A 15,852-nucleotide genomic window follows, 5' to 3' on the forward strand; every position below is an offset into this window, starting at 1 on the left:
TGCGAAGTAATCCGCTGGAATTTATTTTAAATAGTGATTGATTTGATGTGACCAAGCTGCGTAATAAACAGTGGTTCTAATTTATCCAGAGTATAGGTATAATCGCCCGCTTTTTTAAGCGGAAATTCAGATGGGAAAAAATACGTATCCAGCGCCTTATAAAGGTCAAAGTCAATCTATTTCTCCTAAGGAAATAATCAATCAAGCTAAAAAGGCATTTAAAAAAGCGAATTATGCAGAGGCAATTAGGCTCATTCAACTTCTCTCCGAAGAAGAAATAAAGAAGCATAGATTAGCCTCTAAAATTCAAGAAATTACCTTTCAAATTTCCAAAAAAATTGAGAAATTTCCGGTTAATCAAGTTTCTGGTACAGAGTTAAGTTGTGGTGAAATAGTCAGAAATGCGATTTGTACAGCTGGATATCAATCCCGCTTTTCCTCGCTACAAGCACAACATCAACAGAAGTTAAAAGCGGATTTTAAAGAACAAGTTTCCTGGGTTATCGAGCTCATTCAATTTATAGGTGAGAACTATAGGTCGGACAGCGCATTGCCTCCATTTATTGACCCGAGATTTTATGGGGATTCGGAAAAAGCGAAGCAATTACGATTTAATCAAATTGGCAGCTACGTATTTTCTCTTTTAAAAGAGTGGCGAAATGATTTTAGCAAACTTGTTGATCAGTTAGGTGTTAAAGTTTTTGCTGATGCCCCCACTGATATTGTTCTAAACGATGCAAAAGTCATTTTAAGAATGATGTTTGAATGCATTTACCATTTTCCACGCGCAGAAAGAGGAAAATTAATTAAGTATTTACCTTGGGGAGAAAATTCCTGGTATTTATTTGATTTTTGTGGGGCCTTGGTTATTGGCCGCGAGCAGCAAGGTTCAAAAATAAATGAAATAACTCTCCTCCCCTATGATTTTGAGGGGGACATTAAAAAACAACGGCTATTGCTTAAATTACAAGAATCAGTAACTGAGTATAGAAGCACAGTAAACCATGCGCTTGGCGATATTATTCGAAGTGATCTACCTATGCTGCACGATTTTTTCGTAAAAATTCATGCGCATTTAACGACCCCAAGTATGTCGATAAGCCCCATGCCAGATCTGAAGTACATGCGCACATTAATATGGTACGGAAAACAAACATTCAATGCATTAAAGCTTCTCGCTGTATTACCTTTCAATGAAGAAAATTGCATTTATGCAAACGAAATTTTAATGGAGCTTAGTACCGCCGCGGCGCAGCCGCTTGATTTACCTACGGGTGCTTTAAAAGAAAAAACAGGTCAAGATGGCCCCAGGAAAAATAGCCAAACTGCTATGCAAATACTTAGACCTTCTGTGCGCGAAAAATTTCAAAATGCTTGTCAAAACCGCCGCTTGTATCTTGGATTACTAAAAGATAGCAGTCAACTTACTCCCCATATGCGTTTACAACTTCCTCAAGAAATGGAGTATTCAGCTTTCACTTCATTAAATAGCTGCTTATCCTTATTACGGAAAATCCAGCTGACCGGTGAAATTTTTCTTCCTAGGAATTGGGGGCACCATTTAAAAACATTAAGTATCATTAATCCTGAATGCCTCTCAAAAATAAGAAATGGGCTTTGCCATGTCGAAGATTGGGATTATTTCCATGTCGCAGTATTGGTTGAAAATAGTCCTCATCTACTTAATCAGATTTATGAGGAGTTAAAGCAATTTAAACGTGCTGTGTATGAGCTTATTGTTGAAAGGCAAGGCCAGTTTAAGAATTGGGAAAAAATAGATACTAGTTCTGGATACAATAATTGGGCAAAAGAAATGGATTTGTATTGGCAAACGATTATCAGCTATTACAACCAAACTAAAAAGGATTTTACCCACTACTCTCCTAAGATCCCTTTGCTTGATGAGAAGGACTGCAAGGTGCTTTATGAAACGCTTACCCCAGCACATCCTCATTTTGAGCAGGTTAAAGCAGTTGTTGAGGGCAATATACCTTATGCGATCCCAGCCGACTTAACTCTGGGAATGGAGAAGGGAAGACGGCGAAAAGTAGACAAGTACTTAAAGAAAGCAGAAAAAAATTACCGGGAACATAAAAAAGAAGCCGTAAAGCAACACATGCAAGAGACTCAGAAGAACAAGAAGGAAATAAAAGCTAAACGCCAAGCCGCGATGGAAACCTATTTTCCGCTGTTGAATGCCTGGAGTGAGTTATATTATATGGCGGAAAGTGATCAGCCTCAAAACGTACCAGTGTCAGTTTTAGTGCAAACGACTATGGATAAATTGCTTAATCGTTTGGAATTATTGTTTTCGTTATTGGCAGAAAATGAGATTGACGTTACTCAATTCACCAAAGAAAAATTTCAACTGTTTCTTTTTGATTATATTAATGAAAATTTGAATTTTTCACTCAGTACTGGTTATTTGCTAGGGCAAATTATTTCTTTTATCAATAAGTTATCCTCTATAGTGGATTTGCAAGACATCAGTCCGCAACTTAAAGAGAGGCTGCCGGATTTAGTCGCCTTGCGTAATGCATTGGAGCATACTGATCCTATTCTAGAAAGCTCTGAGATTTCTTATTTCCAGATGGCAAGTAAAATACCCCAGCTTACGGCCTACGTGTTAGGAGAAATTATTTTCGACTACCATCAGCCAATTAGAGCTTTTGCAGCTAAAAAAAGGGTTGAAAATCCTGCTGTTGTTTCTGACTGTTCTGCCGCTGCGTCATCGGATTTAAGTGTCCCAACTTCCTCTAGTAGCGGTTTGTCGGGCGAGCGGCAGAGACAAACGAATGCTTTGCGATTATCAGGATTGACTTTATTTGACGCCGACAAGAAAGGAAAAAACGAGGGAGCGGTGCAAGAGGCTCAGCAAAATACTGCTGATAAATCTCCGCCCATAATCCGTTTTGGGTTCTTTGATTCCACTAAACAGGAAACGGAGATCCTCGACAAGGCTCTGTCTATTTTAACAATCAATGCTTTTTTTAAGGGGTAACACGATTGATGGTATGTTGGGCCTTGTTCAGCAAGGTCTTCATACCTTGTTGGACTTAGCCCAATCTATAATTAATTGATTAGGGGAAGGTTATTTTTCCGTGGCAGGCGCTGCTGCTTTAAACGGCTCTAGGGAGCAGCAATGGGAATAAATCTCATTAATTACGGGGTAGTTTTCCATGGAAAAGTTAAAACGATGCGCATTAAACACTTGAGGGATGAGACAGACATCAGCCATACTCACTTCATTACCATAGCATACTTTATTTTTGTGAGGCATGTCTTGGAGGCGGTTTTCCAATGCGTCAAAGCCTAATTTTAGCCAATGATGGTACCAATCAATAATTTGTTGCTCATTCGCATCTAATTCGCCGCGTAAACGCTCTAAAACCCGTAAATTGTTCAGAGGATGAATATCACAAGCGATAGCCAAGGCCATGCTTCGCACCTGTGCCCGCCCAAGAGGGGTCGGAGGCAATAGGGGGGGCGTGGGGCAGATTTCTTCGAGATATTCGATGATAGCCAAAGATTGACTAATGATATGGCCATTTTCATTTAAGGTAGGAACCAACCCTTGAGGGTTCAGTTGAAGATAATCCGGGTGATGCTGTTCTCCACCATTGTTGATGAGATGAACTGCCAACGTGTCATAACTGATGTTTTTAACATTGAGTGCAATGCGTACGCGGTAACTGGCTGATGAACGATAATAGTCGTAGAGTTTCACTTTGAACCTTTATAGTTAGTCAACGTTTGCTTAATAGCGCCGAAATACGATTGTCCTTCTGGACTTAGCATTTCGATACGAATACTGTCCCCATAATGCATAAATTCTGTTTTGGGTTTTCCTTCATCGAGAATTTCAAGCATCCGTTTTTCGGCAATACATGAAGAGCCTTTGCTGCGATCGCGATTGGAAACGGTTCCAGAACCAATAATAGTGCCGGCGGCTAAATGGCGAGTTTTCGCTGCATGAGCAATTAACTCGGGGAAAGAAAAAGTCATGTCGACGCCGGCATTGGGTTGACCGAATAATTGATCGTTTAAATAACTTAATAAGGGTAGATGTACACGCTGGCCGTCCCAGTGCTTTTCTAATTCATCGGGAGTAATGGCCACGGGTGAAAAACTGCTGGCAGGTTTGGATTGAAAAAAACCGAATCCTCTCGCAAGCTCACCTGGGATTAAGTTACGAAGCGACACGTCATTGACTAGCATGAACAATTTAATGTGCTGAGCAGCTTTTTTGCTGTCTATACCCATCGGTACATCATCGGTGATGATTGCAATTTCAGCTTCAAAATCGACCCCGTAGGCTTCATCAGCAATTTCGATGGGGTCATGAGGACCTAAAAACCCATCCGATCCTCCTTGGTACATTAAAGGAGTGGTCCAAAAATCGGCAGGCATCTCTGCACCACGCGTTTTTCTGACTAACTCCACATGATTAACATAGGCACTTCCATCAGCCCATTGATAAGCACGTGGCAGCGGAGCTGATGTTTTTTTTGTATCAAAAGGGAAGCTGTTGGCTATCGAATTTTGATTTAACGCAAGATAGACTTCGTTTAAGCGTGCTTCGACAGTACCCCAATGGTCCAAAGCCTCTTGCAACGTTTTGGCAATATACTCAACTTTTGTCGCCTTGGTTAAATCACGATTCACTACACAAAGTTCACCATCGCGATTTCCTATTGATTTTAAACTGGCTAATTTCATATTCGATCTCTCAATGTGCTTCGTGTAAAGTGCCTCGTTTGATTTGATCACGCTCAATAGCTTCAAACAAAGCTTGGAAATTCCCCTCACCAAATCCCTGATTTCCCTGACGTTGAATGATTTCAAAAAACACAGGGCCGAACAGGTTTTCAGTGAAAATCTGTAACAACAATCCTCCTTTTGGATCTTTATCTCCATCGATTAAAATCCGCTCTTGCTGCAGTTTAGCAAGAGGCTCTTTATGCCAGGGTATGCGTTGATCAATCATTTCGTAATAAGTATCCGGAACATCGAGGAATGCAACCCCATGGTTTCGTAATGTGTTGACTGTGGTGTAGATATCATCGGTATTCAGCGCGACATGTTGAATCCCTTCGCCGTGATAGTCATGCAAGAATTCTTCAATTTGGGATTTGTCGTCCTTTGATTCATTCAGTGGAATTTTAATTTTCCCACAAGGACTTGCCAAAGCTCTACTGATGAGCCCAGTCATCTGGCCAACAATATTAAAGAAGCGAATTTCATGGAAATTGAAAATGGACTCATAAAAACGCGCCCATTTATCCATGTTTCCGCGATAAACATTATGGGTTAAGTGATCAATAAAAGTCAGGCCGTAGCCTCGTTTTTCTTGAGCATAAACTTGTGCTGTTTGCCAGTGTGTGGCAAAGGGCTGATGGCTTTCATCAACAAAATAGATGACACTTCCGCCAATGGCTTGTATACCAAGAAGCCCATGATGAGCATGATGACAATCTTGAAAAGGAGTTGCACCGTGGCTTATGGCATGGTTATAAGCGTGTTGGGCGTCTTTTACACGAAAACCCATCGCGCAAGCCCCAGGTCCGTGAATTTTAGCATGTTCTTGCGCTTGGCAATTAGACGCTGCATTCACAATAAATTGGATACCTCCTTGTTGATAAAGGGTAATATCCTGGATTTTGTGTTGGGCGATTTTATGAAAGCCCATATCGGTAAATTGCTTATCGAGTAGGCTTTTGTCGGGGCCTGAGAACTCCAAAAACGCAAATCCGTCTAATCCACAAGGATTTTTAGCAGCACTTTCATTCATCGACTCACTCCTGTTGGTCTTTAGCGTATACTCGCCGTTTGTATTCAGTGTTAGGTCTAATTTATCCGTAAGCTAAAGACGTGGTTTGACTAGAAACAATCCATCCGCGATGGGTAAAAGACTCACATCAACCCGTTTGTCTGCCTTAATTAAGGCATTCAAGCGACGAATTTCGCGAGTTTGTCCACCCGTCTCCTGTTCATCAATTACTTTACCATCCCAAAAAATGTTGTCTACGGCAATGAGACCTTGAGGACTAATTAATTGCAGGGATAACTCATAATAATTCACATAATTCGTTTTATCCGCATCAATGAAGATAAAGTCAAAACGCTGGTTATAACCCTCTTTCAATAAATGATGGAGGGTATCGAGTGCAGGGCCTAAACGTAAATTAATCTTCTTTTCTTGCTTCGCTTCATGCCAAAAAGGGTGGGCTACTGAAGTCCATTCCGTATTAATATCACAAGTAATAAGTTCGCCGTCATCAGGCAAAGCCAAAGCCATGGCTAGGGCGCTATAGCCAGTAAACGTGCCTAATTCCAAAACCTTTTTTGCATTGATAAGGCGAATGAGAAACTGCATAAATTGCGCTTGCTCGGGTGCAACTTGCATGTTGGCAAGCGGAAGCTTTGCTGTTTCATCACGGAGCGCTTTCAAAACAGGATGTTCACGCAGAGAGACATCAAGCATATAATCGTAAAGCGCTGGAGTGAGACTTAAATGTTTCATTGAGGATGCCTTTTAATTTTATGCGCTAATGGCTTAAAATCACGATTAACGCTTTTATTTTATCCTAATGGACCGGTTGTAAGCCTAATTTTTCTTGAGCTAGGGTATCAGCAATTTCACTTGCTGGACGATTTTCACGCATTGAGCGAGAAAAAATAGCTAACAAGGAAGTGTGAATACCATCGATTTGATGATTCACTAATTGTTCAGGCGTATGTAAGTATTTGTTAGCAGCATAAATTAAGCCACCTGCGTTGATCACGTAATCGGCCGCATAAAGAATTCCCTTTTCGTGCAACAGTTGGCCATGGTAAGTATGAGCGAGCTGATTATTTGCAGCGCCTGCAATAATCGGCGTTTGTAATTGGCCTATTGTACGATCATTAATGATTGCGCCTAAAGCACAGGGTGCGAACACATCACAAGACACTTTATGAATGGATTCAGTGGACACCGCCTCAGCACCAAACTCTTTTACAGCGCGCTCGACCAGAGCAGGGTTGATGTCAGCAACAGTTAATTTAGCGCCTAATTCGTGAAGATGGCTCGCCAGTAAATAACCGACATGGCCTAAGCCTTGTAAGGCAATGTGAAGCCCCTCTAATTTATTTTTGCCCAATTTAAATTCAACAGCAGCTTGGATGCCCCTTAAAACCCCTTTCGCTGTGGATGGGGAAGGATCACCATTATGGCTTGATAGACTAGCAACGTACGGTGTATGTTGAGCAATGATGTCCATGTCGCTTAATTGTGTACCACTATCCAAAGCAGTGATATAACGACCGTTTAATTCATTAACAAATTTCCCAAAAGCATGCAAGTAAGCCTCTCGGTCAAACGGTTTGTTAGGTTTGATCACGACCGCTTTACCTCCTCCTAGAGGAAGATTAACCGAAGCAGCTTTATAGCTCATGCCTCTTGCCAAACGCATTGCATCATAAATGGCGCTCGTTGTATTTGGGTATTCAATAAAGCGACAACCTCCTAGAGCTGGACCTAATTTCGTACTATGAATGGCAATTATGGCCTTCATACCTGTTTCTGGATCCACTTTAAAATGCAGATCACCAAACCCATGCACCAGTGCATAATCAAGAAAATCATCTTGAACAGTGAGTGCTTCGTTTGGTTTTATTTGATTAACGGACATCATTGATAGTGCTCCAGTGAAATTGCATCCCACATGTTATAAATCCATTCCGAATCGAAAGCAATGTCGTTAAAGTAAAATTAACGCATCCATCCTATTATTAAGTTAAGCATAAAAGCTCTCGCTTTGTTCAGATAAGCCCTTGCTATAAGTGGAAAGCCAGTAAAGGCTAGTGTAAACTGCCTTTAATTGAATACCCTGGAGATACGTAATGAGAAAACTGGCTGCAATGGTAGTTGTGGCGGCGTTAAGCCCATTAGCAAATGCTGCTAATTTACCTCATAAGGTGATGCTGGATAAGGTGGTCTTTCAAGTTTCCGCTAAGCAGTGGGTTACAACCCAATCTGCATTGCTAACCGTGAACATCAATGCCACCTTGACGAATGCTGATCTAGTAAAAACACGTGCGGAGATAATGAGTAATTTAAATAAAATTGCTACAGGCCAATGGCAATTAACGCAATTTGATCGATCGCAAGACAGTTCAGGGCTGGAGAAACTGTTTGTTGCAGCGCAAGCAAGAGTGCCGCAAGCAGGCTTGACAGACATTTATCAAAATGCAAAAAACGTGAGTAAACCAGGCGCGACTTATGAGATCAATGGCGTTGAGTTTAAACCCAGCCTAGAAGAGTTTCAGCAGGTTAGAGCACAATTGCGGGATTATTTATACCAGCAGATTAATGGCGAATTAAATCGATTGGATAAAACCTACACGAATCAAAACTACAGTGTACATCGTATTTATTTCTTCGAAGGCGATCAAGTTATGCCCATGGCAAAAGCATATCAGCCACGGGCATTAAACACCATGGCGATGGAGGCTGTTTCTGCCCCGGCTCCTGCGTTAACGGTAAGTAACGAATTAGTAATGAATGCAATAGTCGAACTTGCTTCCAATCGACAAGAGGAAAATCCAAGTGCAAACACTTGAACGAATCATCGGTCATCGAGGTGCTTCTGCTTACGCACCTGAGAATACTATTGCTGCTTTTGACAGAGCCTTCGCAATGGGATGTCGTTATTTAGAATTCGATGTGATGCTGAGTGCGGATGGCGAGCCTTTTGTCTTTCATGATGAGTCCTTAAAGCGCACCACCAATGGTAAAGGCGAAATAGGTTTGGTGACTGCCGAGTATTTACAAAGCTTGGATGCAGGGAAATGGTTTTCCAGGCGTTTTCTCGGGGAAAAAATTCCTCATTTACGGGATGTATTGCAGTGGCTAACGTTTTCTGATGTGAAAGCGAATATCGAAATAAAACCTTACCCAGGTACTTCCGAGCAAACAACCGTTGCAGTGCTTTCTCACATTAATCGGTATTGGCCACAGTCCAAGCCCTTGCCGTTAGTCTCCAGCTTTGATCTTGCTGCCTTGACTCTATGTCATAGTTTATCGCCCGAAATGCCGCTAGGCTTACTTCTCGATGAGTGGGACAAAGATTGGTTGGTAAAAGCAAAAGAATTGCAATGTTATTCGGTGCATTTTAATAAACGAGCCCTTACTGCCGCTCGTGTTCAACAAATTAAAGAGCAAGGCTATGTGCTTTGTGTCTACACTGTGAATCGCAAGCGCCAAGCTAAAAAACTTTTTGACTGGGGAGTCGATGCTGTGTTCAGTGATTACCCTGATCTATTGTCATGAACCATTTAATTGGCCTGTGCCGTTTCAGGCGGATTATCTTTTTATTTTGCCTACTATTTTTTACTCTCACAGTGCAAGGAAAACCCATTGAAATTGTTCTATGGCATTCATTCGCCGGGCATTTAGGGGAAGAAATGAATCGGCTTGCGGCTGATTTTAATCGTACTCAACCGCTGTATGTCGTAAAACCGGTCTACAAAGGGGAGTACATTGAATCACTAACTAGTTTTGCTGCGGCTTTTCGAGCTAAGCAACCCCCTGGACTGATACAGGTTTTTGAGGTGGGCACGGCAACAATGCTGTACCCTAAAGGAATCATAAAGCCTGTTGAAACGCTTATGCAAGAGCAGAATTTATCTTTACCGAAAGAAGATTTTTTACCTGCAGTGCGCGCTTTTTACAGTGACGAAAATCGCTTACTTGCCATGCCTTTTAATACCTCAATTCCGGTTATTTTTTATAATGTTGATGCGGTGGAGAAAGCGGGGTATAACGCAAATGCCTTCCCTCAAACTTGGGATGAGCTGGAAATTTTAGCGGGTAAACTCAGGAAAGCAGGGCATCCTTGTGCCTACACAAGTGCTTACCCAGGTTGGATTCAAATCGAGTCGTTCTTAGCGATTCATGGATTGGCAATGATTGAAACCAATCCAATACGAGCTGTTTATAATAATAAAGCGATAGTTAATCATCTTGAGCGCCTGAAAAGATGGCAAAAGAAGCACTATTTTGAATACGGGGGAAGGGCGAGCGATGCAACTGTATTATTTACTAGCGGTCGCTGTCCGCTATTTAGTCAATCTTCAGGAAGTCATAACAGCTTAGCCGAGTTGGTGACGTTTCGTTTAGGGCTTGCAGTCTTACCACTGGATACCCAAATCAGTAAAATCCGTCATAACGATGTGGCTGGAGGTGCTGCGCTTTGGGCTGTTGCTGGACAATCTCCTCTTGTTTATCGCGGAATAGCTCAATTTTTTTCTTATCTTGCTCAACCCGAAGTGCAGTATCGTTGGCATCAGCGAACGGGCTATTTGCCATTAGGGACTAAGGGTATCTATTCTTTTCCGAATGAAGTCAATTATCCTATCTTGGCTCTCGCTCAAGCCGATTTAGGTAAGCAGCGCGATGACCAAGTACGCCTTCATATTGGTCCGCAGAATCAAATCAGAACGATTAATGATGAAGCGTTGGAAGCGATATTTGCTGGTCTTAAGACGCCTCAACAAGCGATGAATGAGGCTGTGAAACGAGCTAACTATGCGTTATTGCGTTTTGCTCGTAATACAGGTAAAGAGTAAAAGTAAATGGATAAGATATCCCCATTAAATCGTTGAGCGTAGCGGAATAAAAATGCGTAAGTACCTAGGGCGAATAAAAAGTTTAGCGTTCTCATTGTTTGTGAATAAGAGCGTGGGTGCACGATCGTTAGTCATTCGTGAAGGCAAGGTTTTGCTAATAAAACACACTTATGGCTTAGGATGGTATACAATTGGTGGTGCTGTCGACCGAGGGGAAACCCCTGTACAAGCAATACAAAGAGAGCTTTTGGAAGAGGTAGGGATCACGTGCTTAGCCTTGCCTAAACTGTTTGGTGTTTATCATAGTAACCATGAAAAACGCGATGATTACATTGTGTTTTATTTGGTTGAACAATTTGAAAAAAAGCCCGTTCGTTCTTTCGAAATTCTCGATGAGCAGTGGTTTGATTTAAAGAACTTACCTCAAGAGGTCACCCCTGCTACAAAACGAAGAATCGAAGAATACATGGGCAAACGAGCGATTGATGAACGTTGGTAAATGCACGAGTTATCGCAATTAAACGATCAACTATGCTGTATAAGCTTTTGCTGCCTCTACGACTCCATTGATGGCTGTCGACGTAACAGGAGCTTCTCTAAAAAAGCCAAACGCAGAGAGAGCACCTGCCGCAGCGCCACAGGTACCACTAACAGTAAGTAAAGTAACTGCAGCAGCAGAGCCCGTAGCGATACCAGTCAGCAAAGCGAAGGGTCCAGTCCATACACCCGCTGCACATCCTAGCGTAAAACCAATTACGAAAGCAAAAAAAGTGACAAGAGCCGCCGCTACGATCGCATCAATTGCTTTTTTGAGTTTTGAGGGTTCGTCTTTTAAAATGTCATGGCAATTTTTCGCAAACTTTTCGATTGCAGCGCCTCTTCTAGCAATGTCCTCTTCTTTTAAGCCATTTAGTAGTAGATTCCGTGCTTCTTCGCCCAACCTGTCAAATTGCTCTGTGGATAAATTCAATTCTTCAGCGATTAAAATAAACTGATCCAAGGCTTGATAAAGTAGCGAATTCGTAGGTAAAGTGTTTCTTGCTTTAAGGAGTAGGCAAGTTTGAGGCACCTTTTTAGCCACAATCGACTCAGCCCATGGGAAAAAATCAGCCAATGCATTGTCATCCTGTGAAACGGTAGTATATCCAGCAAATCCTTCAATAATTTCTCTATCGAGTTGACCCTGAATTGTATTGTGGATAGCAGCAATTTTTTCCTCAGCCCCTTCACATAAGTCTTTTTTGGTTCCTACTAAAATTAAGGGCGCTTTAGGGTTACATTTTCGAAATTTAATGATTTCTTTTTTAATCTCTTGTTCATTTTCTTCTTTGGTCAAATCCACACAATAAATACCTAGATTTGCGGGTTTGTAATAGGTAGGAAGAGTCGCTCCCTGTGATTGAGTATCATGCATGATCCATGTATCCCAGGCAGGCGAATTACTTGTTCTAGCGATGTGAACATATTCAAAAGGATCTGTCTTTAACTGAGAATGAGCTGTATTAGAAGAAGCGGATTCAGTAGCCCTCTTAGGTTTTATTTGGTGAATAAAGGTTGATTTACCTGCTTGTTTGGCACCGAATACAACAACACTAATAGTCATAAAAATACTAAATTAACAAATTTAGGGCATTATAAGGCATTGCTATTTCAAAAAACAAGAATAAGATTAACCCTTATTTGTATCAGTACGTCAAGTCCTCATGCATGGGAACAAATCCTTTTGTTCTTGAATGGGATGTCACTAAATAAAGAATCGATTGGTATCAAAATCTTTTTCTTGTGGATTCTCCGCACCCTCAGAGGTGGATGGATGTGTTGAAGGGAGCTGGGAAGCTGCTTCAGGCAGTGGGTTAAAATTGAAAGAATGCCTCGTGCTTGCTTGATGTCCACTATGATGTGTTGTCGCCGAGGTTTCCATTCGTTCAGGTGTGTTTTCTGGCGCATTTGTAAAAGCAAATTGCGCAGCAGCGGCTTCAGCAAGAGGGAAAAAGCGGAGTGGATACCCTGTGTTTGCAAAGGAGCGGTTTTCAGCATATTGACTTGCTGTTTCTGTTACATCAGGAATAGGGTTGATGACTTCTGAGCTGTCTTGATTGGTTGGGTGAGTGGTTGTTGCCTCGAAAGAGACTGGCGGCCAAGTAGGAAATCGTTGTTGTTCTGTTGCCCTGCTTCGCTCCTGTTCTTCAATCATAGGATAAGGTTCTCGCACGGGCAATCCTTCATCCGCTTTAAGCGCATCTTCTCGCTGTTCGTGAGGGGGAGAAAAAAAGAGTCGAGTTCTTTTGGTGGTGGATAATTTCCTTTTTTCCGCCTGCCCTCTTTCTTCAGCATGATTATTGAATTTTCGCTTACCTATTTGCATTTCCTTTTCAAGGCTGGATTCTTCAGCACGAGGTAATGGAGAGTCTTTTTCGGCTACTTCTCTCTCATGCGATTTCTGCCTTCCTCGCGCAAAGCCTTCTTTATAAGCACAATCATAGATCGCTTTTAGATGGCTTCTTATCTTTCGATCTGTGACCAGTTGAATATAAGCTTTCAAAGAACGTAGATCTTCGGGTAGATCTGTTCTTTTGGGAAGTGACTCATTTTTTAAGCCAAAAGCGATGCCTTTAGCTAGGCCAGTGGCTTTTACTTGAAGCTCCAATTTTTCGGCTGCAGTAGCAGGGCTCGTCTTTAAATTTTTTTCTAACTCCACTTCAATTTCTAATTGTTTTGTTATTCGCGTGAGCTTTGATTCCTTGGCAAAGTCTAGGATTTTTTTAATATCAAGTGGAGGGCGACATAAAATATAATCGTTGTAATGGAGGACATCTCTAATTAACCCTAGATAAGGGCGTCTCTTGCTCATCATTTCAAAAATAGATTCTTGCAAGTCAACATAGGGGAGCAAAAGATTATGCATGACTGAATTTACAGGTAAGCTGCAAATAATGGGCATGCGATCATATCCGAAGGCTGTATTAACCAATTCATGGGCATTAACGCCCGGTTTAGATAATATTTCATGGATAAGCTTGGTATCCTTTTTTTGAATGGCAACCTTAAAAATACGGCCGTTAACCTTTGCTCCGCTGTTTAATAAGAGAGTAATGCAACTGTCTCTCCAGAAGTCTGGGTTTTCGCGAATTGCTGTTTCAAGAAGCGTTAGTCCTGTAAAGCAAAGTCTATTGATATCTCCAACATCTAAAACGAGTAATCGTTCCAGTAGGGTTGATTCTTTAGTCACTACGATATCTCTTAACAATAAAAGATCAATCGGCTCCTTTCTTTCTTCTATAGCCCGCATGAGCATCTCGCCTACTTGAGAAAGACTGGTGAATACAGCTTGATCTTGAGGTCGCCGCTCGTCCTTTAAATCCCTAACCGCATAGCATAACGCCGACATGGCCGGTTGGGGATTTGCCTTTTGAGTCAATAAAAATTCCACAAGTTTGGGGTGGTGAGAAGTTGCTGCTGTTGATAACAGTGTACTCTTATCAGTTTGCAATTCGTCGTCAATATCAATGAACTGTTTTTCTAAAGCATATTTGATAATGTTCTTTTGACCTTGCTCTGCAGCGGCATGCATGGCTGTTTTAATTATTGAATTAAACTCTTTTTTTATTTGTTCGTACGCTTCAGTTGCTTCTATTTCTTTTTTTAAGGCCTCATCTGCATGATCTGGTTCTTCAAGCGAGGCTCGAGTTTGCTGAGCTGCAACTAAGGTTTGTTCTGCTTGGATTAGTTTTTGATAGAGTGCATGAACCTGCGGTTTAAAAACAGAAAAGACGCCATGACGTGCGGCAAGCGTGATACGACAGGGTAAATTCTTTGCTGCCTCGACGATTTTAGCGGAGTGTTCTTTTTCTGCGCCTAAGACGCGGCTTGTTTTTTCACGATGGTGGGCAATAAAATTATCCAATCCATGCAGCATTCGCATCTGCCCGCTTTTAGTTAGAGCGACAGATAGCTGGTTATACCCTTCAGTGATTGCGCTATTTTCCGGATAGTCTAAAAGATCGTTTAACAGAGCAAGATGGCCAAATTCGGCAGCAAGTAAGGTTGCTGTTTTTCCAGTTATCACCTCAGGTGAATTAAGAAGTGTAGGTAAATTCAAAATAATTTTATCGCGTTGGTTGCATCGCACAGCCCAATAAAATGGGATCATGAGAGCAACCCACCAGTCTGTTTGCTGGCCTACTTCTTTGACAAGGTTGTTAAGTCGCTGGTCGATTGATTGTGAATCTTGCTCCTGTTCGTTGCTCGGGACAGTCCGGACTGTTTCAGATAAATGATAAAAATAATCTAAGATATCTTGCCGGCCCAATCGGGCTGCTGTTTTGACTAAGATAAAATCGTTTTCCTTTAAGTTATTAAAGGTAAGGTTAGTTTCACGTAGTTGATCAAGATTACCTGTTGCAATGAAAAAAATAATCCTTTTAATTTCTGATGGATAATCACTATAATGCTCTAAGTACGATGTAATAAAAGCTTCTTTCCAATTAAACTCAATGGGCACCGAATGGGGTATTTCTTCGGGAAAATAGGTTCTGAATAATACTTTCCAGGGATAATTCTCATTCGCTAGGTAAGAAAATTTACGATCAACAAACTGTGCTCGAATAAGTGATTGAGGATCCAAATAGGCGAGGATGGCTACCCATATTTCTTCTGGCAATTCTATTGTTAGTTCTGAATCCAAACGATTTTCGTCTTTTTCTCTCATAAAGCTACCTTCCAAATCAATAAACGCATTAAATTATCTTTTTGCTTTAAAAAAATACAGTGAATTTTTTTAATTTTGATATTCCCAATTGGAAGTTTGTCGTCCTAACGGAGTGAGGGATCTCAGGTATTGTCGTCCTAAGCGAAGCGAAGGATCTCCTTGTTGGAGTTATTGCCAAGAGTTGGGAGGTCCTTCGCGTTGCTCAGGATGACAGTGGTGTTGTCGTCCTGAGTGAAGAGAGGGATCTCCTTGGGGGGTTATTGCCAAGAGTTGGGAGGTCCTTCGCGTTGCTCAGGATGACAGTTGTGTTGTCGTCCTGAGCGAAGCGAAGGATCTCCTTGGTGGGGTTAGTGCCAAGAGTCGGGAGGTCCTTCGCGTTGCTCAGGATGACGGTGGTGTTGTCGTCCTGAGCGAAGCGAAGGATCTCCTTGATTGGGTTAGTGTCAAGATTCGGGAGGTCCTTCGCTTCGCTCAGGATGAGGGTGGTGTTGTCGTCCTGAGCGAAGCGAAGGATCTTCTTGGTGGAGTTACTG

12 protein-coding genes are annotated in these 15,852 nt (G+C 41.7%); 5 read left to right on the forward strand and 7 right to left on the reverse strand.

The window, feature by feature from the left end; genetic code table 11:
* Positions 1-130 precede the first annotated feature (130 nt).
* Positions 131-3,001 (forward strand): hypothetical protein, encoded by a 2,871-nt coding sequence (locus B5D33_RS07125; RefSeq protein WP_058452591.1) that lies wholly within the window; start codon positions 131-133, stop codon positions 2,999-3,001.
* Between the two features lie 90 nt (positions 3,002-3,091).
* Here B5D33_RS07125 and maiA read toward each other — a convergent pair whose 3' ends face one another.
* The 5 genes from maiA to B5D33_RS07150 all read right to left on the reverse strand — a co-directional run bounded on the left by maiA (position 3,092) and on the right by B5D33_RS07150 (position 7,676).
* Positions 3,092-3,727: a maleylacetoacetate isomerase gene (maiA, locus tag B5D33_RS07130; RefSeq protein WP_058452590.1), complete on the reverse strand. Its 636-nt coding sequence runs from the start codon at positions 3,725-3,727 to the stop codon at positions 3,092-3,094.
* Complete coding sequence (locus B5D33_RS07135; protein ID WP_058452589.1) at positions 3,724-4,719, reverse strand: fumarylacetoacetate hydrolase family protein; 996 nt, start codon at positions 4,717-4,719, stop codon at positions 3,724-3,726. The genes maiA and B5D33_RS07135 overlap by 4 nt, the downstream gene beginning before the upstream one ends.
* A gap of 10 nt (positions 4,720-4,729) precedes the next feature.
* Entirely contained in the window at positions 4,730-5,791 is a 1,062-nt protein-coding gene (gene hppD, locus B5D33_RS07140; RefSeq protein WP_058452588.1) for a 4-hydroxyphenylpyruvate dioxygenase, read from the reverse strand.
* A 72-nt stretch (positions 5,792-5,863) separates the two neighbouring features.
* Positions 5,864-6,523, reverse strand: coding sequence for a class I SAM-dependent methyltransferase (locus tag B5D33_RS07145; RefSeq protein WP_058452587.1), 660 nt, complete (start codon positions 6,521-6,523; stop codon positions 5,864-5,866).
* A gap of 64 nt (positions 6,524-6,587) precedes the next feature.
* Positions 6,588-7,676 (reverse strand): Leu/Phe/Val dehydrogenase, encoded by a 1,089-nt coding sequence (locus tag B5D33_RS07150; RefSeq protein WP_058452586.1) that lies wholly within the window; start codon positions 7,674-7,676, stop codon positions 6,588-6,590.
* A 208-nt stretch (positions 7,677-7,884) separates the two neighbouring features.
* Here B5D33_RS07150 and B5D33_RS07155 point away from each other — a divergent pair, with 208 nt between their 5' ends.
* Genes B5D33_RS07155 through B5D33_RS07170 form a run of 4 tightly spaced genes read left to right on the forward strand, consistent with a single transcriptional unit; the run spans position 7,885 to position 11,110 of the window.
* Positions 7,885-8,604, forward strand: coding sequence for a hypothetical protein (locus tag B5D33_RS07155; RefSeq protein ID WP_058452585.1), 720 nt, complete (start codon positions 7,885-7,887; stop codon positions 8,602-8,604).
* Complete coding sequence (ugpQ, locus tag B5D33_RS07160; RefSeq protein ID WP_058452584.1) at positions 8,591-9,313, forward strand: glycerophosphodiester phosphodiesterase; 723 nt, start codon at positions 8,591-8,593, stop codon at positions 9,311-9,313. Before B5D33_RS07155 ends, ugpQ begins: the two co-directional genes overlap by 14 nt.
* A complete protein-coding gene (locus tag B5D33_RS07165) occupies positions 9,310-10,611 on the forward strand; it encodes an extracellular solute-binding protein (RefSeq protein ID WP_058452583.1) in 1,302 nt (433 codons plus the stop codon). Before ugpQ ends, B5D33_RS07165 begins: the two co-directional genes overlap by 4 nt.
* 52 nt (positions 10,612-10,663) lie before the next feature.
* Entirely contained in the window at positions 10,664-11,110 is a 447-nt protein-coding gene (locus B5D33_RS07170; protein ID WP_058452582.1) for an NUDIX domain-containing protein, read from the forward strand.
* 30 nt (positions 11,111-11,140) lie between these two features.
* Here the strand turns inward: B5D33_RS07170 and B5D33_RS07175 are convergent, their stop codons facing one another.
* Together B5D33_RS07175 and B5D33_RS07180 are read right to left on the reverse strand one after the other, a co-directional pair.
* The gene (locus tag B5D33_RS07175) at positions 11,141-12,214 is read right to left on the reverse strand and encodes a GTPase domain-containing protein (RefSeq protein ID WP_058452581.1); all 1,074 of its coding nucleotides are present in this window, start codon (positions 12,212-12,214) and stop codon (positions 11,141-11,143) included.
* A gap of 141 nt (positions 12,215-12,355) precedes the next feature.
* Positions 12,356-15,319, reverse strand: a complete 2,964-nt coding sequence (locus B5D33_RS07180; RefSeq protein WP_058452580.1) for an ankyrin repeat domain-containing F-box protein — start codon at positions 15,317-15,319, stop codon at positions 12,356-12,358.
* Positions 15,320-15,852: the final 533 nt, after the last annotated feature.

This window comes from Legionella maceachernii (assembly GCF_900167045.1).
GTDB lineage: Bacteria > Pseudomonadota > Gammaproteobacteria > Legionellales > Legionellaceae > Tatlockia > Tatlockia maceachernii.